Origin of the sequence: Streptomyces rhizosphaerihabitans, from assembly GCF_025399795.1 — a bacterium.
Lineage (GTDB): Bacteria > Actinomycetota > Actinomycetes > Streptomycetales > Streptomycetaceae > Streptomyces > Streptomyces rhizosphaerihabitans.
On the sequence record NZ_JAODTZ010000047.1, the window covers coordinates 22,072 to 46,667 of the forward strand.

At 72.2% G+C, this 24,596-nt stretch carries 23 protein-coding genes and 1 pseudogene; 13 read left to right on the forward strand and 11 right to left on the reverse strand.

What is annotated here, in order from left to right; all coding sequences use genetic code 11:
• The first annotated feature begins 3 nt into the window (after positions 1–3).
• Complete coding sequence (locus tag N4G66_RS34195) at positions 4–840, forward strand: nucleotidyltransferase domain-containing protein (protein ID WP_261708176.1); 837 nt, start codon at positions 4–6, stop codon at positions 838–840.
• Here the strand turns inward: N4G66_RS34195 and N4G66_RS34200 are convergent.
• The 4 genes from N4G66_RS34200 to N4G66_RS34215 all read right to left on the reverse strand — a co-directional run bounded on the left by N4G66_RS34200 (position 808) and on the right by N4G66_RS34215 (position 3,375).
• Positions 808–1,494 carry a nucleotidyltransferase domain-containing protein gene (locus tag N4G66_RS34200; RefSeq protein ID WP_391858938.1) on the reverse strand — a complete coding sequence of 229 codons (687 nt, stop codon included), beginning with the start codon at positions 1,492–1,494 and terminating at the stop codon, positions 808–810. The two genes, N4G66_RS34195 and N4G66_RS34200, sit on opposite strands and share 33 nt — an antisense overlap.
• Positions 1,495–1,680: 186 nt before the next feature.
• Complete coding sequence (locus N4G66_RS34205) at positions 1,681–2,091, reverse strand: Rieske (2Fe-2S) protein (protein WP_261708178.1); 411 nt, start codon at positions 2,089–2,091, stop codon at positions 1,681–1,683.
• Positions 2,088–2,672, reverse strand: coding sequence for a DUF6529 family protein (locus tag N4G66_RS34210; RefSeq protein WP_261708179.1), 585 nt, complete (start codon positions 2,670–2,672; stop codon positions 2,088–2,090). Before N4G66_RS34210 ends, N4G66_RS34205 begins: the two co-directional genes overlap by 4 nt.
• Positions 2,673–2,697: 25 nt before the next feature.
• Positions 2,698–3,375 (reverse strand): hypothetical protein, encoded by a 678-nt coding sequence (locus tag N4G66_RS34215; protein WP_261708180.1) that lies wholly within the window; start codon positions 3,373–3,375, stop codon positions 2,698–2,700.
• Between the two features lie 458 nt (positions 3,376–3,833).
• On the opposite strand from N4G66_RS34215, the gene aroH reads away from it, so the two are divergent.
• The 5 genes from aroH (at position 3,834) to der (ending at position 8,503) form a co-directional block, all read left to right on the forward strand.
• Entirely contained in the window at positions 3,834–4,196 is a 363-nt protein-coding gene (aroH, locus tag N4G66_RS34220; RefSeq protein ID WP_037628600.1) for a chorismate mutase, read from the forward strand.
• Positions 4,193–5,278 carry a prephenate dehydrogenase gene (locus N4G66_RS34225; RefSeq protein ID WP_261708181.1) on the forward strand — a complete coding sequence of 362 codons (1,086 nt, stop codon included), beginning with the start codon at positions 4,193–4,195 and terminating at the stop codon, positions 5,276–5,278. Before aroH ends, N4G66_RS34225 begins: the two co-directional genes overlap by 4 nt.
• A 302-nt stretch (positions 5,279–5,580) precedes the next feature.
• Positions 5,581–6,276 carry a (d)CMP kinase gene (cmk, locus tag N4G66_RS34230; protein WP_261708182.1) on the forward strand — a complete coding sequence of 232 codons (696 nt, stop codon included), beginning with the start codon at positions 5,581–5,583 and terminating at the stop codon, positions 6,274–6,276.
• On the forward strand, positions 6,234–6,947 hold the full coding sequence (locus N4G66_RS34235; protein ID WP_261708183.1) for a lysophospholipid acyltransferase family protein: 714 nt from the start codon (positions 6,234–6,236) through the stop codon (positions 6,945–6,947). Before cmk ends, N4G66_RS34235 begins: the two co-directional genes overlap by 43 nt.
• Positions 6,948–7,024: 77 nt before the next feature.
• Complete coding sequence (gene der, locus N4G66_RS34240) at positions 7,025–8,503, forward strand: ribosome biogenesis GTPase Der (protein WP_261708184.1); 1,479 nt, start codon at positions 7,025–7,027, stop codon at positions 8,501–8,503.
• Between the two features lie 77 nt (positions 8,504–8,580).
• Here the strand turns inward: der and N4G66_RS34245 are convergent, their stop codons facing one another.
• Both N4G66_RS34245 and N4G66_RS34250 read right to left on the reverse strand, forming a co-directional pair.
• Positions 8,581–8,922 carry a hypothetical protein gene (locus N4G66_RS34245; RefSeq protein ID WP_391858937.1) on the reverse strand — a complete coding sequence of 114 codons (342 nt, stop codon included), beginning with the start codon at positions 8,920–8,922 and terminating at the stop codon, positions 8,581–8,583.
• 648 nt (positions 8,923–9,570) lie between these two features.
• Positions 9,571–10,344, reverse strand: a complete 774-nt coding sequence (locus N4G66_RS34250) for a hypothetical protein (RefSeq protein ID WP_261708186.1) — start codon at positions 10,342–10,344, stop codon at positions 9,571–9,573.
• Positions 10,345–10,879: 535 nt separating this feature from the next.
• On the opposite strand from N4G66_RS34250, the gene N4G66_RS34255 reads away from it, so the two are divergent.
• Both N4G66_RS34255 and N4G66_RS34260 read left to right on the forward strand, forming a co-directional pair.
• Positions 10,880–11,572 (forward strand): LysM peptidoglycan-binding domain-containing protein, encoded by a 693-nt coding sequence (locus N4G66_RS34255; protein WP_261708187.1) that lies wholly within the window; start codon positions 10,880–10,882, stop codon positions 11,570–11,572.
• Positions 11,573–11,690: 118 nt separating this feature from the next.
• Positions 11,691–12,401 (forward strand): LysM peptidoglycan-binding domain-containing protein, encoded by a 711-nt coding sequence (locus N4G66_RS34260; RefSeq protein ID WP_315903732.1) that lies wholly within the window; start codon positions 11,691–11,693, stop codon positions 12,399–12,401.
• Here N4G66_RS34260 and N4G66_RS34265 read toward each other — a convergent pair.
• From N4G66_RS34265 to N4G66_RS34275, 3 genes and pseudogenes are all read right to left on the reverse strand, one after another.
• Positions 12,289–13,017: an ATP-binding cassette domain-containing protein gene (locus tag N4G66_RS34265; protein ID WP_261708188.1), complete on the reverse strand. Its 729-nt coding sequence runs from the start codon at positions 13,015–13,017 to the stop codon at positions 12,289–12,291. The genes N4G66_RS34260 and N4G66_RS34265 overlap by 113 nt on opposite strands.
• On the reverse strand, positions 13,014–15,800 hold the full coding sequence (locus tag N4G66_RS34270; protein WP_261708189.1) for an ABC transporter permease subunit: 2,787 nt from the start codon (positions 15,798–15,800) through the stop codon (positions 13,014–13,016). Before N4G66_RS34270 ends, N4G66_RS34265 begins: the two co-directional genes overlap by 4 nt.
• 116 nt (positions 15,801–15,916) lie before the next feature.
• Positions 15,917–16,390, reverse strand: a pseudogene (locus tag N4G66_RS34275) (hypothetical protein); the annotation flags it as partial.
• A gap of 122 nt (positions 16,391–16,512) precedes the next feature.
• Here N4G66_RS34275 and N4G66_RS34280 point away from each other — a divergent pair.
• From N4G66_RS34280 to N4G66_RS34295, 4 genes are all read left to right on the forward strand, one after another.
• Positions 16,513–17,055, forward strand: coding sequence for a hypothetical protein (locus N4G66_RS34280; RefSeq protein ID WP_261708190.1), 543 nt, complete (start codon positions 16,513–16,515; stop codon positions 17,053–17,055).
• 6 nt (positions 17,056–17,061) lie between these two features.
• Positions 17,062–18,342, forward strand: a complete 1,281-nt coding sequence (locus N4G66_RS34285; protein ID WP_261708191.1) for an ABC transporter substrate-binding protein — start codon at positions 17,062–17,064, stop codon at positions 18,340–18,342.
• A gap of 120 nt (positions 18,343–18,462) precedes the next feature.
• A complete protein-coding gene (locus N4G66_RS34290; RefSeq protein WP_261708192.1) occupies positions 18,463–19,464 on the forward strand; it encodes a helix-turn-helix transcriptional regulator in 1,002 nt (333 codons plus the stop codon).
• Positions 19,465–19,817: 353 nt separating this feature from the next.
• Complete coding sequence (locus N4G66_RS34295) at positions 19,818–20,033, forward strand: I78 family peptidase inhibitor (protein WP_261708193.1); 216 nt, start codon at positions 19,818–19,820, stop codon at positions 20,031–20,033.
• Positions 20,034–20,185: 152 nt separating this feature from the next.
• Here the strand turns inward: N4G66_RS34295 and N4G66_RS34300 are convergent, their stop codons facing one another.
• Together N4G66_RS34300 and N4G66_RS34305 are read right to left on the reverse strand one after the other, a co-directional pair.
• Complete coding sequence (locus N4G66_RS34300; protein WP_261708194.1) at positions 20,186–21,226, reverse strand: phosphatase PAP2 family protein; 1,041 nt, start codon at positions 21,224–21,226, stop codon at positions 20,186–20,188.
• 250 nt (positions 21,227–21,476) lie between these two features.
• Positions 21,477–22,658, reverse strand: coding sequence for a glycosyltransferase family 39 protein (locus N4G66_RS34305; protein ID WP_261708195.1), 1,182 nt, complete (start codon positions 22,656–22,658; stop codon positions 21,477–21,479).
• Between the two features lie 257 nt (positions 22,659–22,915).
• On the opposite strand from N4G66_RS34305, the gene N4G66_RS34310 reads away from it, so the two are divergent.
• Positions 22,916–24,586: an MFS transporter gene (locus N4G66_RS34310; protein WP_261708196.1), complete on the forward strand. Its 1,671-nt coding sequence runs from the start codon at positions 22,916–22,918 to the stop codon at positions 24,584–24,586.
• Positions 24,587–24,596: the final 10 nt, after the last annotated feature.

A 24,596-nucleotide genomic window follows, 5' to 3' on the forward strand; every position in this document is an offset into this window, starting at 1 on the left:
GGGATGACAGACGTCCTCGGTACCGGCACCGACCTCGCGAGCGTGGTGGGCGAACAGCCCGACCCCGTGCTCTTCGCCACCGTCTCCGGGGCACACCTGTACGGCTTCCCCTCGCGCGACTCCGACGTCGACCTGCGCGGCGTCCATCTCCTGGCGACGGCCGACCTGGTCGGACTGAGCGAACCGGAGGAGACCCGGTCCCGCATGTGGTGGGAGAGCGGCGTCGAGATGGACCTGGTCACCCACGACCTGCGCAAGTTCGTACGGCTGATGCTGCGGCGCAACGGCTATGTACTGGAACAGCTGCTCTCGCCGCTGGTCGTGCACACCGGAGACGAACACCGTGAACTGATCTCGCTCGCCCCGGGGGTCCTCACCCGTCATCACGCCCACCACTACCGGGGGTTCGCGACCACCCAGTGGCGGCTCTTCGAGAAGAGCGGCGAACTCAAGCCGCTGCTCTACACGTTCCGTGTGCTGCTCACCGGCATCCACCTCATGCGCAGCGGCGAGGTGCAGGCCGATCTGCCCACGCTGGCCGGGCAGATCGCCTCTCCCGCGTATCTGCCGGACCTGATCGCCGCGAAGGCGGAGCGGGAGCACGGGGCCGCGGACGTCCCGCGCGCACGCGTGGAGGAGGATGTGGAGCGGCTGCACACGCTCCTCGACGAGGCACAGGACGCCTCGGCGCTGCCGGACGCCCCCTCCGCGTACGACGCTCTGCACGCCTTCGTCGTCAGGGTCCGTCTGGACGGCGTCCGGGGAGGTCGGGACGGTGTCCGGGGCCCGGAAGGGGTCGGGGAAGGTCTACCGGCCCCCGGCGGTGTCCTGGAGCGCTGAGGCGCGGCGGACCCGGACCAGGAAGTCCTCCACGCGCGCGTGGTCCGGCTCGGGCGGCAGCGGGCTGCGGGCGGCCGCCTCGTCGGTCTCCGTCGCCAGCCGGGACATCCAGCGCTCGAACTCGCCCCAGGACACCTCGCCCCGCTTCACCGCGAGCAGCGGCTCGCGCTGCTCCAGGACGTCGATCGTCAGGGTCCCGGTGCGCAGCAGATCGCGCGAGCTCATCAGCAGGCGCAGCAGATGCATGGCGTGCTTCCAGCGCGGGGCGCCGTACTTGCGGACGTCGGCCGCCAGCTTCTTGTGCTGGCCCAGCGCATAGCGGGCGAACGTCTCGTGCGCCTGACGGGACAGGAACGCCTGCCGGAGGGCGAGGAGTTCGCGCCCGGTGTCGTCCACGTACTCGACCAGCGGCGAGTGCAGACACTCCAGGATGTTCGGGTTGGCGCGCAGCGCGAGCGCGCAGAACCGCTCCAGCTCCCAGCTGAACTGCTCCTCCGCCGGGCCCTCGACATGCGTCGGCGGCTTCTCGAAGCGCCAGAACAGCGCCGTCGGGGCGAGGAAGACGCCCCGGCGGTCCGTGTCGCTGCCGTCCGTGGCCAGCCCGAAGGCACGTGAGCCCATCACGCAGGAGTAGACCGTGTGGTCCCGCACCAGTGAGACCGCGGAGGCCGAGATCCTGGACGCTGAGTCCGCAGAGGCCGAGATCCCGGACGCCGAGTCCGCCGGCGCGGGTGACACGGGGGGCATTTCCGGTGCCGGGGACGCCGGGGGTACCTCGGATGCCGTGGAGGTCTGGGATACGGGAAGCTCGGAACGCATGCCCGGAGCGTACGGGCCCTCTCACGCCAGGCGGATCGAGTTTCCCTCCACCGTGATCTTCTCCGCGGGCAGCGGACGCGGCGCCGGACCGGCTTTCACCGCCCCGTCCTCGACGCTGAACCTGCTTCCGTGGCACGGGCAGTCGATGGTGCCGTTCGCGACCTTGTTCACCGTGCAGCCCTGGTGCGTGCAGATCGCCGAGAAGGCCTTGAAGTCGCCCTTCGCCGGCTGGGTGACCACGATCTTCTGGTCCTTGAAGATCGTGCCCCCGCCGACCGGGATGTCGCTCGTCGTGGCGAGCTCCTGGCCGCTGGACGCCTTCGGGGACGAGTCCGAGGAGCTGTCGCCGCTTCCGTACTGGCTGCATCCCGCGAGCAGCGCGGACGCCCCCGTGGCGAGGATCACCGTGCGCCGCGTCGAGCGGTTGGTCATGTCGTCACTCCGAATGTACGGAAGAACCAGAAGGCGGACGTCAGCCAGATGGCCGTGAGCACGGCGAAGACGAGGCCGCCGATGATGGGCAGCAGCCAGCCGGGCAGGCGCTCCCAGCGGAGCAGCAGCATCTTGGCACTGAAGGCACCGAAGAAGAAGCACCCCAGGAGCGAGTGCCAAAGGACGCGTGTGCTGTACGTCTGATAGCCCAACGCGTACAGACAGTGCACCGCCACCGGCACCGCCACCAGGAACGCGATCCGTCCCGACCACCGGTGCAGCGCGGACGCCCAGCCCGGGCCCGGCAGCTTCCCGTACATCATGAGCGCCGAGACGAGCTGGACGAGCGCGAAGAAGAACGCCGTCGTCGCCAGCCAGGACTTCACGGCCCCCGTGCTGCTGAAACCGGCGAGATTGAAGGCCGTTCCCGCGGGGTCGTGGACCTTGCCGTAGACGCCGAGACCGACCGCGACCGCCGCGGCGACCAGGGCCGGCACGAGATAGCGGGCCGGGTTCGGGCCGCCGTGGGCGGGTGGCGGAGAGGGGAAGCCCCGGGTGGCGGCGTTCGGGTCCACGGTCATGAACGGCTCCCTGTGGAAGAGGCGGTCAGGGGGTGACAGGACGCGCGATGATCTTCTGTCCGTCGATCGTCACGGCGCCGGTCTCCGGGTCGATCACCGGTGCCGCCGAAGGTGTGCCGTCGCGCTCGACGACACCGACCTGCTTGCCACCCGGCAGCACGATCCAGCCGCCGTCGACCTTCGCGCCGCGCACGGTGGCTGTCGCCCGGTACAGGCCGGAGGGCTTGATCGCCCGGTCGGCCGTGAAGCCGTAGCGCTGCCCGCCGACGGAGGCGGTGCCGCGAATCCGCTTGCCGTCCTGGAGGGTTCCGTTCAGCTCGTCGCCGTTGCCGCCCGTGAGCTTCATGGTGCCGTCGTCCTTGACGTCACCCTTCAGCCAGGACTCCTTGTCGTGCCCGTCGCAGAAGTACGCGATCGCCTTGCCGCCCCGCAGGGAGACAGCGACCGCCGAGGAGTTGTCGTCGGTGCGGCCCGCGTAGTCGGCGTTGGGCAGGGCGCGGCGGGACGGCGAGGGGCTGGGCGAGGTGCTCGGTGACGGCGAGGAGGAGGCCGATGGGGCACTGGCCGACACCGAGACGCCCGGCGACGCCTGCCGGTACGGGTTCGACGCGTTCTTCGTCCCCGTCATCGCGTTGAGCGACAACATGAACACGGCGAACACGAGCCCCGCGAGAAGGGTGAGAAGGGGTCCTGGACGCTTCATTCGGGCCTCCCCCGAGGCGAGTCTCCTGCAATGAGAGCGGACTCGCGCGCTCGCGTCCAGAGGCGCACGGGCGCGTTCTCGCCACAAGTGACGGAATAGGGCGATTAGGGTGACATCGGCCGAGTCTGAGAGCCCGAGCGGGCCGCCGACGACATCGCCCGGTCGCTGCCTCGGGCGGTGGAACAAGCCCACCCCGGGCAGAGAGATGCCGTCCGCCACCTCTCTCGGGGACCTCGGCAAGCAGCAGTCCGTCCGAAGCGGGCAGCAGTTCGTCCGAAGCGGGCGGCAGCTGATCCGGGACGGGCGGCAGTCGATCAGGGGCGGGCGGCATGAGCCGGTCCCGGCCGGATCCGGTGTGTGGCCCCCGTCTCGTCAGGCGGGCGCCGCACACCCGCGCGCGGGGGGCTGACTACGCTGGTGTGACACGACGTGTACACAGATCAGCGAGGAGCATCACCGTGGCGGTACGAGCGGTCCGGGGCGCCGTCCAACTGGAACGGGACGAGGCCGGCCACATGGACGAGCAGGTCAGCGAGCTGCTCACCGCCATCCTGGAGCGCAACGCGCTCACCACGGACGACCTGATCAGCATCTGGTTCACGGCGACGCCCGATCTGCACAGCGACTTCCCGGCGGCGGCGGCGCGCAAGCTCGGCATCGTCGACGTCCCGCTGATCTGCGCGCAGGAGCTGGACATCGAGGGCGCGATGCCCCGGGTGGTCCGTGTTCTCGCCCACATCGAGTCCGACCGGCCGCGCGCCGACGTCGTGCACGTCTACCTGGGCGCCGCGGGCGCGCTCCGCAAGGACATCGCCCAGTGAGGACCGCACTCGTCATCGGAACCGGGCTGATCGGCACGTCCGCGGCCCTCGCGCTCGCCTCCCGCGGCGTCGTCGTCCACCTCGCCGACCACGACCCGGAGCAGGCCCGTACGGCGGCCGCGCTGGGCGCCGGCACGGACGAGGCCCCCGAGGGGCCGGTCGACCTCGTGATCGTCGCCGCACCGCCGGCGCATGTCGCCGCGACCCTCGCGGACGCCATGCGGCGCGGTCTCGCCCGTGGCTACCTGGACGTCGCCAGCGTCAAGGGCGGTCCCCGCCGCGAGCTGGAGGCGCTCGGCCTCGACCTCACCCCGTACATCGGCACGCACCCCATGTCGGGCCGCGAGAAGTCCGGGCCGCTGGCCGCGAGCGGCGACCTCTTCGAGGGCCGGCCCTGGGTGCTCACGCCGACCCGGGACACGGACACCGAGGTCCTGAACCTCGCGCTGGAACTGGTGTCGCACTGCCGTGCGGTGCCCGTCGTGATGGACGCGGACGCCCACGACCGGGCCGTGGCGCTCGTCTCGCACATGCCGCACTTGGTGTCCAGCATGGTCGCCGCCCGTCTGGAGCACGCGGAGGAGACGGCGGTACGGCTCTGCGGGCAGGGCATCCGCGACGTGACCCGGATCGCGGCCTCCGACCCCCGGATGTGGATCGACATCCTCTCCGCGAACCCGGGCCCGGTCGCGGACCTCCTCTCGGACGTCTCCGCCGACCTCGACGAGACGGTCCAGGCGCTGCGTGCCCTGCAGTCCTCCGACGAGGCCAAGCGCCGCGAGGGTGCCACCGGCATCGAGGACGTCCTGTGCCGCGGCAACGCGGGCCAGGTCCGCGTCCCCGGCAAGCACGGCTCCGCGCCGCGCACCTACGAGGTCGTGGCCGTCCTCATCGACGACCAGCCCGGTCAGCTCGCCCGCATCTTCGCCGACGCGGGGATGGCCGGGGTCAACATCGAGGACGTACGCATCGAGCACGCGACCGGTCAGCAGGCCGGTCTGGTGCAGCTGATGGTGGAACCGAAGGCGGTGCCGGTACTCGGCGCGGCACTGCGGGAGCGGGGCTGGGCGCTGCGCCAGTAGGCCCGACGACATGGGCCCGGGCCCGCCCGGGACCTGCGCGACGGGTCGCGGCGCCGACGCGTGCACGGCCGCAGACGGCTGCGGGAGGCGCAGTCGTGCGAGGCCCGGGAGGCGCCCTGGCGCCCGGCGGTGCGGGCGTGGCAGCGAGGATCGGCACGGGGCCAGGGCCCTGCGCCGATGGAGCTCCGGGACCGGCCCCGGGGCGGGCCAGTAATACGGGGTCCGTGGAGCCAGTAACCTTGTGCGGGGCGCGATCGCGTCCCGCAGAGACCTCCGCCCCGCACCAGGAAGGTGTTCCCACCGTGGACAACGGCGCCGCCCGTACCGCTCCGGCTGTGATTGTCGCCATCGACGGCCCCTCCGGCACGGGCAAGTCGAGCACCTCGAAGGCCGTGGCCGCGAAGCTCGGTCTGAGCTACCTCGACACGGGTGCCCAGTACCGCGCCATCACGTGGTGGATGGTCAGCAACGGCGTCGACATCACGGACCCCTCCGCGATCGCCGCCGTGGCCGACAAGCCGGAGATCATCTCCGGTACCGACCCGGCCGGGCCGACCATAACGGTCGACGGGACCGACGTCGCCGGCCCGATCCGTACGCAGGAGGTCACCTCCAAGGTGAGCGCGGTCAGCGCCGTGCCCGAGGTGCGTGCCCGGATCACCGAGCTGCAGCGCACCCTCGCCGGGTCCGCGCCGGCCGGCATCGTCGTCGAGGGCCGGGACATCGGCACCACCGTCCTGCCCGACGCCGACCTGAAGATCTTCCTCACCGCCTCCCCGGAGGCGCGTGCCGCCCGGCGCAGCGGTGAGCTGAAGGGCGCGGACATCGACGCGACCCGTGAGGCGCTGATCAAGCGGGACGCGGCCGACTCCAGCCGTAAGACCTCCCCCCTCGCCAAGGCGGACGACGCGGTCGAGGTGGACACCTCGGACCTCACGCTCCAGCAGGTCATCGAGTGCGTCGTCACCCTCGTCGAGGAGAAGCGGGCCGCCAAGTGACCGCACCCTCCGCGAGACGCGCCGAGGTCGGGCGCCGGATCGGCGTCGGCCTGATGTACGGGCTGTTCAAGCCGCGCGTGCTCGGCGCCTGGAAGGTCCCCGCGACCGGCCCGGCGATCCTGGCCGTGAACCACTCGCACAACATCGACGGGCCGATGGTCATGGGCGTCGCGCCCAGGCCCACACACTTCCTGATCAAGAAGGAAGCGTTCATCGGCCCGCTCGACCCGTTCCTGCTGGGCATCGGCCAGCTGAAGGTGGACCGCGAGATCGCCGACCGCACGGCCATCACCGACGCTCTCGGCGTCCTGGCGTCCGGCGGAGTCCTCGGGATCTTTCCGGAGGGCACCCGGGGCGAGGGCGACTTCGCCTCGCTGCGGGCCGGGCTCGCGTACTTCGCGGTGCGCAGCGGAGCCCCGATCGTCCCGGTGGCTGTGCTGGGAAGTTCCGAGAGGACCAGCCGGTTGACCAAGGCGCTGCCCCCGCTGCGCAGCAGGGTCGACGTCGTCTTCGGCGACCCCTTCGAAGCGGGCGACGGCAGCGGACGGCGTACGCGCCAGGCGCTGGACGAGGCCACCGGCCGCATCCAGAAACAGCTCAGCACCCATCTGGACCACGCCAGGCGTCTGACCCGACGCCCGGAAAACGCCGGGCGCCCCGTCGGGCGTTAGGCGACACTTAGTAGTGGATCATCCGGTTTACGGGCGTTCCACCGATCACCACGAATGAACGACGAGGTACGGACTTCATGAACGACCACATCCAGCCCGACGGCTCGGCGGAACACGAGCACGGGGCGCTTGGCGATGCCGAGTACGCGGAGTTCATGGAGCTCGCCGCGGAAGAGGGCTTCGACGTCGAGGACGTCGAGGGCGCGATCGAGGAGGCGGGCCACGGCCCGCTGCCCGTCCTCGCCGTCGTCGGCCGCCCGAACGTCGGCAAGTCGACCCTGGTGAACCGCATCATCGGCCGCCGTGAGGCCGTCGTCGAGGACAAGCCCGGCGTCACCCGCGACCGCGTCACCTACGAGGCCGAGTGGGCGGGCCGCCGCTTCAAGCTCGTCGACACCGGCGGCTGGGAGCAGGACGTCCTCGGCATCGACGCGTCCGTCGCCGCCCAGGCCGAGTACGCGATCGAGGCCGCCGACGCGGTCGTCTTCGTCGTCGACGCCAAGGTCGGCGCGACCGACACCGACGAGGCGGTCGTACGCCTTCTCCGCAAGGCCGGCAAGCCCGTCGTCCTGTGCGCCAACAAGGTCGACGGCATGAGCGGCGAGTCCGACGCCTCGTACCTCTGGGCCCTCGGTCTCGGCGAGCCGCACCCGGTCTCCGCGCTGCACGGCCGCGGCACCGGCGACATGCTGGACGCCGTCCTGGAGGCGCTGCCCGAGGCCCCGGCGCAGACCTTCGGCACCGCGGTGGGCGGCCCCCGCCGTATCGCCCTGATCGGCCGTCCGAACGTAGGCAAGTCCTCGCTGCTGAACAAGGTGGCCAACGAGGACCGCGTGGTCGTCAACGAGGTCGCGGGCACCACCCGTGACCCGGTCGACGAGCTCATCGAACTCGGCGGCATCACCTGGAAGTTCGTCGACACGGCGGGCATCCGCAAGCGCGTCCACCTCCAGCAGGGCGCCGACTACTACGCCTCGCTGCGCACCGCCGCCGCCGTCGAGAAGGCCGAGGTCGCGGTCATCCTGATCGACGCGTCCGAGACCATCTCCGTGCAGGACCAGCGCATCGTCACCATGGCCGTCGACGCGGGCCGCGCCATCGTCCTCGCCTTCAACAAGTGGGACACCCTCGACGAGGAGCGCCGCTACTACCTGGAGCGGGAGATCGAGACCGAGCTCGCCCAGGTCGCCTGGGCGCCCCGGGTGAACGTCTCGGCCCGCACCGGCCGCCACATGGAGAAGCTCGTCCCGGCGATCGAGACCGCCCTGGACGGCTGGGAGACCCGCGTCCCGACCGGCCGCCTGAACGCCTTCCTCGGCGAGCTGGTCGCCGCCCACCCGCACCCGGTCCGCGGCGGCAAGCAGCCCCGCATCCTGTTCGGCACGCAGGCGGGCACCAAGCCTCCGCGGTTCGTGCTCTTCGCCTCCGGCTTCATCGAGCACGGCTACCGGCGCTTCATCGAGCGCCGGCTGCGCGAGGAGTTCGCCTTCGAGGGCACGCCGATCCACATCTCGGTGCGGGTGCGCGAGAAGCGCGGCGCCAACAAGAAGAAGTAGCGCCCACGGGCAACGCGTGAGGGGCGGCTCCCTGGGGAGCCGCCCCTCACACATGACCGCTCAAGGACCTTGCCGCTTCAAAGACCCCTGCGCGGTGCGGGCGGCAGCGCGGCCGGGATGTGGTGCATCCCGGTGCCGTGCTGGCGTGCGCCCGGCTGCCAGACAGCCGTCGCCGTCGTGGTGTGCCCGTGCTGCGCGGCGATCTGCCGCGCGGTGTGCGCCCCCGCGCTGTACGAGCTGTACGTGCCCGACGAGCTGAACGAGTTCGAACCGCGCCCGAGGCTCCCGAAGGCCGTGAAGCCCAGGTTCTCCTCGCCGTGCCGGTCGCCCGGCAGGGTCCTGAAGGATCTGATCCACTCGGCGTAGAGCGCGTCGTAGATCGGCGTGGCTGACGGGCCGCCCTGATGAGGGTCCTGCACCGGTCGCGACGCCGGCACCTCTCTGCTCGAACGGAGGGGGGAGCCCGAGGGAGGGACCGGCTGGAAGGGCCGGTGGCCGGGGACGTCGTAGGTGTGCACGTACGTGCCAACGACCCCGGAGCCCAACAGATGCGGCCGGCACGGCCATTTCGCGGGTCGTCCGGAGTGAGCGGCGCACGCGGGAGCGCGAGGGCGCGGGGAACCGCGCGGGCAACCCGCCACGGCCGGTGCCGGCCGCCCCCCTTCGGTTTCCCGCCGAACGCCGACGAGGCGCCCCGCCTTCGGTTCCCGGCGGACCCGTCGAATCCCGGAGTGGGGCACAGGCCCTGGACCCCCGGCGCATCCCGCCGAAGGTCGGCGAGGCGCCCGCCCTCAGATCCCCGGCGGACCCCACCGAATGCCGGAGTGGCGCGCACGCCCTGGACCCCCGGCGCATCCCGCCGAAGGCCCGTGCATCGCCCCGCCTTCAGTTCCCCGGCGGACCCCGTCGAATCCCGGAGTGGCGCTGTGTCCTCGGTTCCCCGGCGAATGCCGGAGCGACGACCGTGCCCCTGGGTTCCCGGCGGGCTCCGCCGAGCCTTCGCGCGGCGCCGTGCGGTCGGTTCCCGGCGGACCCCGCCGGGAACCGTGCCGTGCCGTGCGGTGCCCTCACGTACCGGCGAGCGGCATCGCGGCCGCGACCAGCTTCCCGTTGGCCGCCGCCTTGTCGAGCGCGTCGCGCAGCAGGTCCTCCCGGGGCTGGCGCCCGATCGAGCCGACCGGTGCCGCGAACAGGAGCACCTGCTGGTGCTTGTTGGCGGCGGCGCGCCAGCTCTCGGTGACCTGGAGTGCCTGGTGGGCCTGCCACCAGGCGACGGGCGAGCCGCCGCCGGTGCCCGGCTGGAGCACGGCGTGCAACTGGCCCATGGCCAGCAGCACGGACCAGCCGTGCAGGACCGGCGGCACCGAGTTCAGCTCGATCGCGGGCATGAAGCCCTGCTCGATGAGCAGGGGCAGGAAGTCGTCGCCGATGTCGGTCGAGCCGGGGCGCACGATCGGCCCGGTCGGCTCGACGACGAGCGCCGGGTGCAACTCGCCGTTGATCAGCACGAGTCCGCTGGTGACACCGAGCACGGCCTGCTCGGGTCCGGTGTCGGCGGGTGTGCCGTCGGGGTGGATCGAGCGGACGGCGCCCTGGAGCTGCTCCTCGGTGACCTGCACGACCTGTGAGGGCAGGCAGGTGGCGTGGGCGAAGGCGAGGACGGCGGTCTCGTCGCCGATGAACAGGACGGTGCTGGTGCGCTCCTGTTCCGAGTCGCCCGGGGTGCGGCACGACGTGCAGTCGTAACTGCCGGGGGCGTTCTCTCCGGCGAGCAGCCGGTCGGCTTCTTCGTCGCCGATCTCGGCGCGTACGTCGTCGCTGACGTCGAGCATGCGCGGCACGGTGGCTCCTCGGGATGCGGTGCATGGCGGTGCCGGGTGGCTCCCGGCCCATGAATCGGGGGTTCCCGGCTCATGAAGATGTCAACGGGTGATCTGTGGCCGGAGTCACGCTCGAGAGCGAACGGAATCGAACCATCCGACGCCCAGGGTGAAGATGCCCCCGGAATTGGTTACTCCGAGTCAACTTCCGCGAGTCGTAGGGAAGTTGATCGGGTGAAGTGGGTCACAGACGGCAAGAGGCGCAGGTCGACAAATCCGGAAATCACCCAATGAAGTGGGTGGCTGAAAATCGATGATACCCGCGGTAACGGCTAACTGGCCTCGAATGACAAAGAGTTGGTTGATATCGGGGCGCCCGGGTCCATAGGTTCCTGCGCTGTGTGCAACGAGCACCGCTCGGGTACGTCCGCCGGCCGATCCGCACCGGATCACAGCACGGCCGTCGGCGGACGGGTCGGAGCGCGCCGGCCGCGTCCAATGCGCAGGCCGTCGCGTCCCGTCCTGGGGGACCCCGGGTGTTTCGAGAGGGAAATACATGTCCGCATGTGCCGACAGCACTCACGAGAACAGTCACAAGGCTCGTACGGCGAACAGGACACGTACGACGGCGGTCCTCGCCGGGGCGGCACTGCTCGCCCCGCTCGGACTGCTCGCCGCGACCGGCGACGCCGCCGCGGCCGACAGTGGAGTGTGGGACCGCATCGCCCAGTGCGAGAGCGGCGGCAACTGGCACATCAACACCGGCAACGGCTACTACGGGGGGCTCCAGTTCTCCGCCGGCACCTGGCGCGCCTACGGCGGCACGGCGTACGCGCCGACCGCCGACCAGGCCTCCAGGAGCGCGCAGATAGCCGTCGCGAGCAAGGTCCAGAGCGCACAGGGGTGGGGTGCCTGGCCCACCTGCTCCGCCCGCGCCGGGGCCTACGGCAACGCGCCCGCCTCTTCGGGCGCCGGATCGGCCGCAGGGACGGCGACCACCAAGTCGGCGCCCCGGTCCGCCCCGGCGAAGCGGGAACCGGCGAAGGAGCCGGCGAAGGCGCCGGCCCGTCCGTCGGGCCACGTCAACCGCGGCTCGTCCCGCGGCGACTACACAGTCCGCGAAGGCGACACCCTGAGTGCCATCGCCGCGCGGCACGGGACCACCTGGCGGAAGATCTACGCCGACAACAAGACCGTCATCGGCGGTGATCCCGATCTGATCGTGCCCGGGCAGCGGCTCGACATCTGAGCCCCGCTCCCCCTCGTCCCGGGCACGGGGCCCCGCCCGGTCCTCCGACCGGGTGGGGCCCCGGGCGTGCCGGGCGCGGCTGGGCGGGCGAGCGGGTCGCGCTGCTTAGCGTGGCCCGATGTCCTTCATGCCGATCAGGCGGACCCCGCCGACCACGTGGACCGCGTCCGGGCTGTCGAGCGGGCTGTCGAGCGGGCGTGTGCGGTACGTGGCCGTGGTCGCCGCCGTGCTGGCCGTTCTCGTTCCCCGGAACGCGGAAGCCGTGCCGCCGCCACCGCTCCCCGGTCCCGGACCGGCCCGTGGTACCTACGACTGCGCGAACGACGAGTGGCCCTGGACCTGTCTCGCCGAGTGCGAGAGCAACGGGCACTGGCACGCGAACACCGGGAACGGCTTCTACGGGGGGCTCCAGTTCTTTCAGTCCACCTGGGTCGCGTTCGGGGGGCTCGACTACGCTCCCCGCGCCGATCTCGCCACGCGCGCCGAGCAGATCAAGGTCGCCAAGAAGGTACAGGCCGTCCAGGGATGGGGGGCCTGGCCCGACTGTTCCAAACTGTACGGACTACAGGGCCCCTTCCATGTGGTGAAGACCGGCGAGACGCTCGCGTCGATCGCCCGCAAGTACCGGGTCGAAGGCGGCTGGCAGACGCTCTACAAGGTCAACAAGAAGAAGATCGGCAGCAGTCCGAACCGGTTGATCAAGGGCATCCAGCTCGTCATCCCGAAGGCGGCGGGCGCTGCCCGGACCGCGGACCCCGCCCTGTTCGGCCCGCCCCTGAACCCGGCGGCCCCCCGCTCCGTGCCGCCGTCTCGGCCGCCTCTCCGCTGAACACGACCGCGCCACGCCGCAGTTCATGGACGTACGTCGTCCGGCCCGGCCGCCCGCGCAGCCCCGGCGGCAGCCGCTGCTCGGCGACCACCACACACGCGTCGAGAGCACCGAGCAACGCGTACGTCCGGGCCGCGACCGCCGGCGACATGCCCTGCGCGGGTTCGTCGACGAGCACCACGCGCACGCGCGCCGACAAGGCGCGGGAGAGGGCCAGCATGCGCTGCTCGCCGCCGGACAGGGTGCCGGCGCGGCGGGGGAGGAGCGGCGCCAGCTGCGGGTAGGCGTCCAGGGCGGCCGCGAGGTCGGCCGCCGCGAGCTCCAGGTTCTCGCGGACGGTCAGGGAACCGAACACGGCCCGGCGTTCCGGAACGAGGCACAGCCCGTGCCGGGCCCGCTCGAACGCGGGCAGGCGCGTCACGTCGACGCCGTCCCAGACGACGGCACCGGCGGACAGCGGCACGGTTCCGGCGAGGGCGCGCAGCGCGGTCGTACGGCCGGAGCCGTTGCGGCCCAGCAGGACGGTGAGGCCCGGGCCCGGGGCGACCAGGGTCACGCCGTGCAGGGCCTCCAGGGGGCCGTAGCGCACGCGCGCGTCGCGCAGGGCGATGCTCATCCGCCGGTCCTCGTGTCCAGGACGCGGTCGGCGGGCCCCGAGGTGACGATCCGTCCGGCCGCCATGACATGGACGGTGTGGGCCAGGTCGGCGACCAGATCGAGATCGTGCTCGACGACCAGGAGGGCCATGCCGTCCGCCGCCAGCGCCCGCAGCACGCGGGCCAGCGCGGTCACCTCGCCGGTGTCGAGACCGGCCGCGGGTTCGTCGAGGAGCAGCACCTTGGGGCTCCCGGCGAGCGCCCTGGCCAGTTCGACGCGCCGGAGCGTCCCGGTCGGCAGCCCCGCCGCGGGCAGCGACCGCACCGGCCCGTCAAGACCGAGCAGCCGCAACGCCCGCTCCACCGCCCCCGGATCGGCGATCCGCCCCTGTTCGGCGCCGACCCGCACGTTCTCGGCCACGGTCAGCGAGGGGAAGACCGCCAGTTCCTGAAAGGTCCGCGCGATCCCCAGCCGCGTCCTCGCGTGCGCCGCCAGACGGGTGATGTCCCGCCCTCCGAGCAGCACGTGTCCGTACGAGGGACGCAGGGTCCCCGCGAGGCAGTGGAAGAGGGTGCTCTTGCCGGCCCCGTTGGGCCCCACGACCGCGGTGACCCGAGCCGGCGGAATGTCGAGGAAGACCCCGTCGAGAGCGGTGAACCCGCCGTAGGCGACATGGAGCCCACGGGCCGTCAGCGGCCGCGGCGGCGTCCGGGCGGCGCGGCGGGCGGCCTCCGCGGCTGCTCCCGTCGCGCCGTACCGGCTCGGGGACCCGGCTGGTACGGGTGGACCGGGCCGGCCCGGAGACACGGCTGGTACGGGTGGACCGGAGCGGCGCGGGGGCTCGGCCGCCACGGGGTGCGCCGCCGGCATCTGCGGCCGGTCCACGGTGGCCGGGGCCACGGCCCCCGTGGGAGCCCGTGGTACGAACTCCCCGGGCCGCCCCGCGTCCGCCGGGCGCAGATGGCGGCGGACGCGCGCGCCCAGGGGTGTCAGGGTCGCCCGGCGGTGGAGCCGAAGCCGGGACATCGCCGTGCGCAGAGCCTCGTACGGGCCCTCCGGGAAGCGGCCGACGAGCACGGCGAGGAGACCGATCAGGGCGGCCGCCACCCCGCCGCGGGCCCCCGCGTCGAGCCCGACCAGCAGAGCCGCGGCGACGAGCGCACCGAGGACGCTGTCGGCGCCGAGCACCACGACCGCCGCGAACCAGAGCAGTCCGCGGACGGGGTCGTACGCGGTGGCGTCGAAGGCGCGCAGGCCCATGCCGAGCATGCCGCCGCCCAGCGCGGCCAGCGCGGCACCCGCGACGAACGCCGTCAGTTTCAGGGCCGGGACGCGGATGCCCGCCGCCGACGCGCCCGCCTCGTGGTCACGCATGGCGGCCAGGGCGCGGCCCGTGCGGCCCCGGCGCAAGGTGTGCGCGGCGAGCAGCGCGACGGCCAGCAGGACGAGTTCGAGGACGTAGTACGCGCGGTCGCCGCCGAACCCGGCCGGGCGGTCCAGGGACAGCCCGGCCACCGCGTACGGCTGGGCGAAGACGAACCGGCTGACGCCCACGCCCACCGCGAAGGTGGCCACCGCGAGCGCCAGGCCGTGCCGTTTGATGGCCGGCCACCCGGTCAGCAGGCCGAGCGGGGCCACCAGCAGCACGGCCACCGCCAGCGCGGCCAGCCCGGGCAGCCGTGGCAGACCCGGGAAGCGGCCCGCGGCCAGCAGCGCAGTGAAGAGGGCGCCCAGACCGGCGTACGCGGCCTGCCCCAGCGAGATCTGGCCGCCGCGGCCGGTGACGACGACCAGGGACAGCAGGACGACACCGAGCGCGGGTACCTGCACCGACGTGTGCAGGTCGGAGCCCGCGAAACCGAGGGGCAGCAGGAACAGGACGACGGCCACGGCCCACGCCCCGGACGGTGCAGGCACGCGGGCCTTCGCCGTGCGCGGGAGCGCGTCGCGGGTGCCGATGCCGGGCAGCACGAGCGCGGCGACGAGCAGCGCGACCACGAAGAGGTTGGCACCGACCGCCTGGAGCAGCGGCTCCGCCCAGCCCGAGGGGTGCAGCCGGGTCAGCTGGCTCTGGGCGACACCGATGCCGAGGGCGACCACGACGGCGACCGGGAGGCTGCGCATCCGGGCCGCCACCGCGACCGCCATCACCTCCATGACGAGCAGCGGCAGGCCGTACGGGTCGAGCCGCACGTACGGTGCGAGGAGCACGCCCGTCAGGCCCGCCGTGAACGAGCCGAAGGCCCAGCCCGCCGCGGCCACCCGGTCCGCGTCGATACCGCCGAGCACCGCGAGCGGGCGGTCGTCGACGACCGCCCGCAACTCCGTGCCGAAGCGGGTCCAGCGGGTCACCGCGCCGACGCCCGCGGCCAGCAGGGCGGCCACCGCCAGCTGCCCCCACGGATCCGCCGACACCAGCGTCGGCGCGTCCGCCCGCGCCCCGGTGCCCCACACCAGCGCCGCCCCGCCGACCAGCAGAACGAAGACCCCGATGGACGCGACCAGGGTCTGCGCCGGGTCGCCGCCGAGGAGGGCCGACGGCCGGAAGACGAAGCGCTCCAGGGCCATGCCGATGGCCGGAGCGACCAGCAGCAGGGTCACCGAGGCGCCGAGCGCGAGCGGCCAGCCCCACTCGACCGTGAACTGACGCAGCAGATACGCGCACACCATCGCGATCGCACCGTGCGCGAAGTTGAGCACGCCGGTGGCGCGGTAGGTGACGATCAGCCCGATCCCGGTCAACGCGGCGGCACTGCCGACCGACAGACCGGCGAGGGTGAGGTCGTACGTCAGTGAGGACATCAGCCGTCCGGACCGGCGGACGGACGTTCGGGAGCGGACGGGAGATCGAGCGTGGGCGGCCGTTCGGCGAGGGGCGGCCCGCCGGACGCGGGGGAGGGCAGCGCGCCGCCGGACGGGTCGTCGTCGGTGTCGGGTTCGCAGATCGGGCAGGGCCCCAGATCCCCGCTCGCCAGGACGCGGGAGTCGGCCGGTACGGCCTCCGGCTTCCCGGCGACCAAGGGGCAGTCCGCGCGGTGGTACAGGGTGCCGCCGGGCACCATGAGGAGCTCGCCGCTGACGGCCACGGGTGCGACCGCCGCCGGTCCGGCATCCTCGGCGTCGGCGGGCGCGGCGGCCACCAGCAGCCCGTACAGCTCCTCGACGCGAGCCGCCGCCAGCGCGTTCCTGCCGTGTGTGAGCAGCACCGCCCCGGCGATGATCAGTGCGGCACCGGGCACGGTGCAGGAGGCGAGGTAGGGCAGCTGGCGTTCCGCGTACCGCTCGCCGGAGATGCCGTACCAGCCGATGACGCACAGCACCGCGCCTGCGGCGAGGGCGGCCCAGCCGGCCCACAGGACGGGGTGCACGGTCCGCAGTCGAGCTGTCCGCATCCGGACTCCCACACGTCGTGTATCTGTCCATGTCAGCCAATGGCTTGCACTATGCCTTCTGGAAGCTGACCCTGAAAGCACCGGGCGCACATGGCCCGGACCGACACCCGGTGGTGAGCCAGATGGTTCTCGGGAGCGACCTCAGGCGGGGGAACGTCCGGGGAGTGGCGGTGACGGCGGTCCTCGTCCTCGCCGCGGCCCTCACGGCGTGCAGCGACGACAGCGGCGGCGCGAGTTCGGCTTCGCCCACATCCTCGGTGGAGCAGTCCACCAGCGCTCGGCCCAGCGCCACGGCTCCGGCCGACCCGGCGGCGGCCCAGAAGGAGATCAAGCAGAACTGGGAGAAGTTCTTCGACCCGGCCGTCTCCACGAAGGAGAAGCAGGCCGTCCTGGAGAACGGCGACCAGATGGCCCAGGTGCTGCAGGGCTTCAACGGTGACCAGCGCGGTCAGCAGGTGAAGGCGAAGGTCGAGAAGATCGAGTTCACCTCGCCGACCGAGGCCGACGTCACCTACACGCTGACCCTGAACGGCGCCACCGCCCTGCCGGGCGCCTCCGGTACGGCCGTCGAGCAGGGCGGCACCTGGAAGGTCTCCGTCAACACGCTCTGCGCGCTGGTCCAGCTGAGCGGCGACGCGTCGTCGAGCGCTGCCCCGGGCTGCTGAGCAGCGGTGCGGCGCACAGCGACGGGCGCCGCCGTCGCGGGCCTGCTGCTCCTGGCGGGCACGGCCTGCGGCAGTCGGCTCCCCGAGAGCGACTTCGGGAACCGCGCCACGCCCCCACCCCGGGAGGCCGCCGCGCCGATCCGTGTCGGTGTCATCAGCAGCGCCACCAGCCCCGTCGGCGGCTTCGCGTTCACCGGACCGCGTGACGGAGCCAAGGCCTACTTCGACCGGCTCAACGCCCAGGGAGGCATCGGCGGGCGGCCGGTCGAGGTGCGGCTGTGCGACGACGGCGGCAGCGGCGTCGGCAACAACACGTGCGTGCACCGGCTGATCGACGAGGACAAGGTGGTGGCCATCGTCGCCACCACCGCCCTCGACTACGCGGGCGCCTCCCAGGTGTCCCACGCGCGCGTGCCCGACATCGGCGGCCAGCCCATCGGCCCCGCGTACGACACCTATCCGCACCTCTACGGCATCTACGGCAGCCTCGCGCCGCGCGACGGCACCCCCGGCTGGGACGGCGAGCTGTACGGCGGTACCGAGGTCTACCGCTACTTCAAGCGCGTCCAGGGCGCCCGTACGGCCGCCGTCGTCTCCTACAACCAGTCCGCCTCCGCCGCCTACGCCCGGCTGGTCACCCAGGGACTCAGGGCCGAGGGCTACCGGGTCGTCGGCGAGCAGGTCGACTTCGCGCTGCCCAACTTCCGCGCCGCCGCGGCCGACCTGAAGGACCAGGGCGCCGATCTCGTCTTCGACGCCATCGACACCCACGGCAACGCCCAGCTGTGCAAGGCCATGGACGACGTCGGCGCCCACGTCATCGCCAAGGTCACCAACGTCCAGAACTGGACGTCCACCGTGCCCGAGGACTACAAGGACGCGCCGCGCTGCCGCAACGCGCTGTGGGCCACCGGGTCGAGCCGCAACTACGAGGACGTCGGTGACACGGCCGTACGGGAGTTCCGCGACGCGACCCAGGGGCTGAAGACGCATTCCCAGTGGCAGCTGGAGGGGTGGGCGGCGGCGCGGTGGTTCACGGACGCGGCGAGGTCCTGCGCCCCGGCGGACGTCACTCGCGCGTGTGTCGACGCCTTCATGAACCGGGGGAAGCCCTACACCGCGGGCGGGCTGCTGATCCCCGTCACATACGAGCGGCTCGCAGAGCCGCCGAAGTCACGCAGGACCTGCCTCTCGGTGGCCCGCTGGCGCGACGGCTCTGGATGGGTCTCCCAGGGCGACATGAACGCGACCTGCTTCGACGTACCGCAGATCGCCTACCGCCCGTGAGGACCGCCGTCGTCCCGAAGGCTCCGCCCCGGATCCCGCTCCTCGAACGCCGCAGGGGCTGAGATTCCCACGCTCCCTTGCGGACCGTGGCTGTCCGCAAGGGCTGGCAGACTCGGCGGCATGTTGGAGACATCCGCACGACTGCTGCGCCTGCTCTCACTCCTGCAGGCCCACCGCGAATGGTCGGGAGCGGACCTCGCCGGGCGGCTGGGCGTCACCCCGCGCACGGTCCGCCGTGATGTGGACCGGCTGCGTGAGCTGGGCTATCCCGTCAACGCCAGTCCCGGTACGGGCGGCGGCTACCAGCTCGGCGCGGGGGCCGAGCTGCCGCCACTGCTCCTGGACGACGACGAGGCCGTCGCGGTGGCCGTCGGACTGCGCACGGCGGCCGGTCAGGGCATCGAGGGCATCGGCGAGTCCTCCGTACGCGCCCTCGCCAAGCTGGAGCAGGTCCTGCCGAGCCGGCTGCGGCGCCGGGTCGGTGCCCTGAACGCCTTCACCGTGCCGATGCTGCGCGGTCCGCAGCCCTCCGCCGTCGACCCCACCGTCCTCACCGAACTGGCCAACGCCTGCCGCGACAGCGAGCGGCTGCGTTTCGAGTACCGCGACCACGCGGGTTCCTCGACGCGCCGCACCGTCGAGCCGTACCGGCTGGTGTGCACGGAGCACCGCTGGTACCTGGTCGCCTGGGACGTGGACCGGGACGACTGGCGTACGTTCCGGGCCGACCGCATCACACCCCGGCCGCCGCACGGACCGCGCTTCACACCCCGCACGCCACCGGCCGAGAACCTGGCCGAGTACGTGTCCCGGGGTGTCTCGACCCGCGCCTACGCCACGAACGCCGTCGTCCGGCTGCTGGTGCCGCTGGAGGAGGCCGCCGCACGGATCTCACCCTCGGCCGGGACCCTGGAGGCTTCGGGGAACGACAGCTGCGTTCTGCGCACCGGGGCGGCGAGCCTCGACGTCATGGTCATTCACGTGATGCTGATGGGTTTCGAGTTCGAGATCGTCGAGCCCGCCGAGCTCGTCGACGCGATCAGGACGGCCCGGGACCGGCTGTCCCGGGCGCTGGAGAGGCCGGGTCCCGAGGGGGCGCCGATCACGGCCCGGGTGACGTAGGGGACATCCGGGGGCCGGCGGAGGCCGTGCGGGGGTTCTGTGCCGGCGGCGTGTATTTCTTATGCGGCGTCAGCTTCCGCGGTGCGCGGCGGAATCGGAGCGGACCGGAATGGAAAAGCGTCATCGAACGTACGGCCTCGCGTATTCCGCAAGATTATTCGAGACGCCCGCACGACGACTCCGAATTACGTTCGAAGGCGTGCGGAACGCCGGGGGAGACCTCGTATGGGTGACGGAGTTCGGCGAAACACGTGTCGTGATCCTGTGACAGAAGTGTGACCGGTGGGGGATAGGTGACGCTTGGTCGCCGATCGGGCTTCCACCGCCGGGGCGCGCCGCCTAACGTGGCGGTCATGGCACCCATTCACCCCTCTCACGCAGAGCCGCAGGACAGTCCGGAGAGCTATGTCGGACTGGAGGTGAGCAGCGCCGAGGAGCGCGCGCGGGAGCACGGCTGGACATCGGTGCGCTCGCTGCCGCCGGGCGCGATCATCACCATGGAGTACCTGGTGGGGCGGCTGAACTTCGAGGTCACGGACGGTACGGTGACGCGCAGCTGGAAGGGCTGAGCGCCCGGCCGCGGCGGACGCGCGCCCGTTCCGGCGCGGGAGTGCCGGAACACGGTCGGGCGCCGCGACGGGATGTGCGAAGGCCCCCGGCTCGTCGAGCCGGGGGCCTTCGCGGTGCGGGGAGAGGCTGTGCGTACCGGCCCCGCAGTCTTCTAGCTACCCGTCAGTGGGCGGGCCGAGGCGGCCGTGGCCGCGCGCGCCGGACGGTCCGGGTGCGGCGGGCGGCGGCTGCCCGCAGGTGTCACCGGAGTGCGTTCCGAGCGGGCGGTGTGCGGGCCGGGCGCCAGGTGGACGGGGGCTCTGGGCGGACGGGACGCGACCGTCTCGCGGGCCGGCACCTCGCTGTCGACGGTGGGCCGTGGGGACATGACCGGCGCGCCGACCGGCGAGGGTACCGGTGCCCCTGTCGGTGCCGGTGCGGCCGCCGTACGGCCGCGACGGGAGCGCCACAGGTCGCGCAGCGAGAAGATCCCGGCCTCGGAGCGGGCGATCAGCGGCTCGCACCAGGGCAGCGCCAGCAGGATCAGCAGACCCGCGGCCCAGCCCAGCAGGACATCGCTCAGCCAGTGCGTACCCAGGTACACGGTGGTGAGGCCGACGCCCAGCGAGGTCACGGCGGACAGTGCCGAGAGCCAGCGTCTGGCTCTCGGGGTCGACGCCAGATAGGCCAGGATTCCCCAGGTCACGACGGCGTTGGCGGTGTGGCCCGAGGGAAATATATCGCCGCCCAGGCCCATTTCGTTCGAGCCGATGGTGATGGCGTAGTGCGGGCCGAGACGGCCCATGCCGAGCTTCGCCGCGCCGACCGTGATGTTGAGCAACAGGAGGGACGCGCCCAGGGTGAGCAGCGGGCGCAGTGTGTGCTGCCGCCAGGAGCGCCAGCCCAGCCACGAGGCGACCATCACGGCGGTGGGGCCGCGCTGGCCGAGGACCACGTAGTAGTCGAGGAACGCGTGGATCTCCGGCCACTGCTGGTAGGGCCGGAAGAACATGACCTGCCAGTCGAACCGGACCAGCCATGACGTGATCGCAACGGCCCACACGATCGCCAGGTAGAAGGCCAGGGTCGCCGCGAAGAGGACAACCCTGTGCCGACTCATCTTCGGCACATCGATGTGGGCCGGTCGTTCCGGCTCACGGTCCAGCCGGGCGAAGACCCGGTCCAGACGGGTGAGGTTTCGTTCGGTACGCACTCAATCGACGTTACAGCGAGTGAGCTGCGTTCCAGGCCGATTCACTCGGTTTGTGATGACGATGTGATGTGGGATTCCTCTCAGGATCATGTTTATTTCCAATGAATCTCCAATCCCCGGCGTGCGGAGCCTTCAATTCCATTGATCTCTGAGGGTCTTCGATTTTATGGCACTTTTATATTCGTTCACCGAATGATGGTGTCGAATTCTCCGGCCGCTCACCGGCCCGGACGGGGCGCCGCCTGGCCGGTCACGGCGGCCCCGAGCCGTTCAGCCAGAAGGCCCCGTAGGCCGCCGAGGCCACCGCGACGCCCCCGAGGATCAGCGCCGACCTGAGGGTACGCAGCCGGGCCAGGGCCACCGCGAGAGGGAACAGGAGGGGGAAGGCCGGCAGCAGCAGGCGCGGTTTCGAGCCGAAGTAGCTCGACGCGCACAGGGCGAGCGCGACGACGATCCCCGTGTGGACCAGCAGCGCCGGCGGCTGTCCCTGGCGTACGCATGCCACGTAGAGCCACAAGATCAGTGCGACCCCGACGATCAGCCCGACGCCGGCCAGGGCGGACGGGAACGAGGTGAGCTTTTCGGCCACGAACCGGCCGAAGGCGTAACCGCCGTCGAAGCCGTTGCGCCAGCCCGCCTGGACGTCGAGATAGCCCAGCGGGCCCTTGCCCGTGCGGTGACCCACCCACAGCACGTAACCGGCGGCGCCGAGCGGCGCGATGATCATGGCAAGGGCGCGCCGCCACACCTGCGCGCCGTCCGTCCGGGGCGTGCTTCCGCCTTGCGCGCGTTCTCCCACGAACGAGGTAATCGCCGCCACCCACAGGGCCGCGACCACCGCGACCCCCACCGGCCGGGTCAGCCCGGCGAACGCGGCGAGCAGGCCCGCGGTCAGCCAGCGGCCGGTCAGCACCGCGTACAGCGACCACGCGGCGAGGGCCGTGAACAGTGACTCGCTGTACGCCATCGACTGCACGATGCCGACGGGGAGGACCGCCCACACCAGCGCGGCGCACACTCCGGCCCGGTGGCCGTGGACATGATCGGCGACCGCGAAGATCCCCCAGGCCGCGGCGATCGAGGCCGCCGCCGAGACCAGCAGGCCCGCGTCCGGGTACGACAGCGGGGTCACCGCCGAGCCGAGCCGCTCCAGCCAGGGCAGCAGCGGGAAGAACGCGAGGTTCGCGTGCACGTCACCGTTCGGCAGACGGACCTCGTAGCCGTAGCCGAGCTCGGCGACCCGGGTGTACCAGAGCGAGTCCCAGCGCTGCGACAGCAGCCGGTGGGCGCTCTTGCCGTTCGCCGCGCTCCACACGGCGAGGGTGACGAGGCCCAGGACGCGGACGGCCGCGTACCCGAGGAGGGCCGGTGCGGCACGGCGCAGGGCGCCCGTGTGGGGCGGCGTCGCGGCGGGCGTCTCTGGATCGGTCACGGGCCCGATTATCGGCGGACCCCGGAACCGGCGGGCCGCGCGGGGCGTGATGAGCGGCGGGGGCGTGGCGTACGCCACACTCCTGGCCAGGCGAACGTGAGAGGTCCGCCACGTGTCATGGGTGAGAACTCGCGTACGCTGACGGCTCACTCGCCTTTGTTGCGTGGGCCCGGGATTCCGCTCTTCGGGCCGCAGCCCCCAGGGAGTCCCCACCCTGCGGATCCGCCGAACGCGAGGGAACCTGTGGAGGTACGTACATGTCCGGGACGACCACGGCCGCTGCGCGATGCCGTCGGGAGACCGGGGCCGGTGCCAACCGCTGGGTGGTCCTTGTCGTCCTGTGCGTCAGCCTGCTGCTGGTCGCCCTCGACGCCACCGTGCTCCATGTCGCGGTGCCCGCCGTCACCGAGGACCTCAAGCCCGGCGCGATAGAACTGCTCTGGATCGTCGACGTCTATCCGCTCGTCTGCGCCTCGCTCCTCATCCTCTTCGGCACGCTCGGTGACCGCATCGGCCGCCGGCGTGTCCTCCTCCTCGGATACCTCCTCTTCGGTGTCGCCTCCGGTATCGCGGCCCTCGCCGAGAACGCACAGCTCCTGATAGGCGCCCGGGCCCTGCTCGGCGTCGGCGGCGCGATGATCATGCCCGCGACCCTGTCGATCCTGCGTCAGGTCTTCCCCGACCGGCGCGAGCGGGCGCTCGCGATCGGCATCTGGAGCGCGGTCGCCGCCGTCGGCGCAGCGGTCGGTCCGCTGCTCGGCGGCTTCCTCCTCGAACACTTCTGGTGGGGATCGGTCTTCCTCGTCAACATCCCGCTGATGATCGTCAGCCTGCCGGTCGGACGGCTGCTGCTGCCCGAGTCCCGCGGCGAGCGCGACGGTCCCTGGGACGTGGTCGGGGCGCTGATGGCCGCCGCCGGTCTGTTCGGACTCGTCCTCGGCGTGAAGCGCCTCGGCGCTGGTGAGGCACCCCTCAGCCTCTTCACCATCGCGCCGCTGATCGTCGGCGGAGTGCTGATGGCCGCCTTCGTACGGCGGCAGCGGCGGCGCGCGCATCCGCTGGTGGACCTGCGCATGTTCGCGCGTCCCGCTTTCAGCACGTCGATCGGCTGCATCGTCCTTGCCATGCTCGCCCTGGTGGGGCTCGAACTGATCGCCGCGCAGTACTTGCAGCTCGTGCTCGGACTGTCACCGCTCCAGACCGGACTGCGGCTGCTGCCGCTCACCGTCGCGGCGATGGCCGCGGGGCTCGCGGGGGCGAAACTGCTGCGGCGGTTCGGGCCGCGCGCGATGGTCTGCTTCGGTTTCTGTCTCACCGCGGCCGCCGTGGTCACGCTCACCGCGATGGGCGGGAACGACAACACCGGGCTGCTGCTCTTCGGCTTCGTGCTGCTCGGCTTCGGTCTGGAGACCACGCTCTTCGGGGCGTACGAGTCCATGCTCAGCGAGGCGCCGCAGGCGCAGTCGGGCGGCGCCGCGGCGATCGGCGAGACCTCCTACCAGCTCGGCGCCGGTATAGGGATCGCCCTGCTGGGGAGCGTGATGAACGCGGCGTACGCGCCCGGACTGTCGTCCGTCCCCGGCGTCCCGGCGGCCGATTCGGCGGCGGCGGGCCACTCGCTCGGCGAGGCGTACCAGGTCGCCGACCGGCTCGGAGGCACGACCGGCGGCGCCCTGCGGCAGGCCGCCCGGGACTCCTTCGTGCACGGACTGCATGTGACGCTGCTGGTGAGCGCGGGCCTGTTGCTGCTGGGCGCCGTGATGGCGCTGAGGCTGCCCCGGGTCATGGAGTGCGGGGCACCCGCGACGAGCTCCGCCCCGGACGCGAACTCCTCCCAGGCCGGGACCGGCTCCGGCACGGACTCCGCCTCGGGCCCCGCCGGGATCCCGGCTCCCCGGGACGTCGCCGAGACCCCCGTCTCCGCGTAGGTCTTCCGGT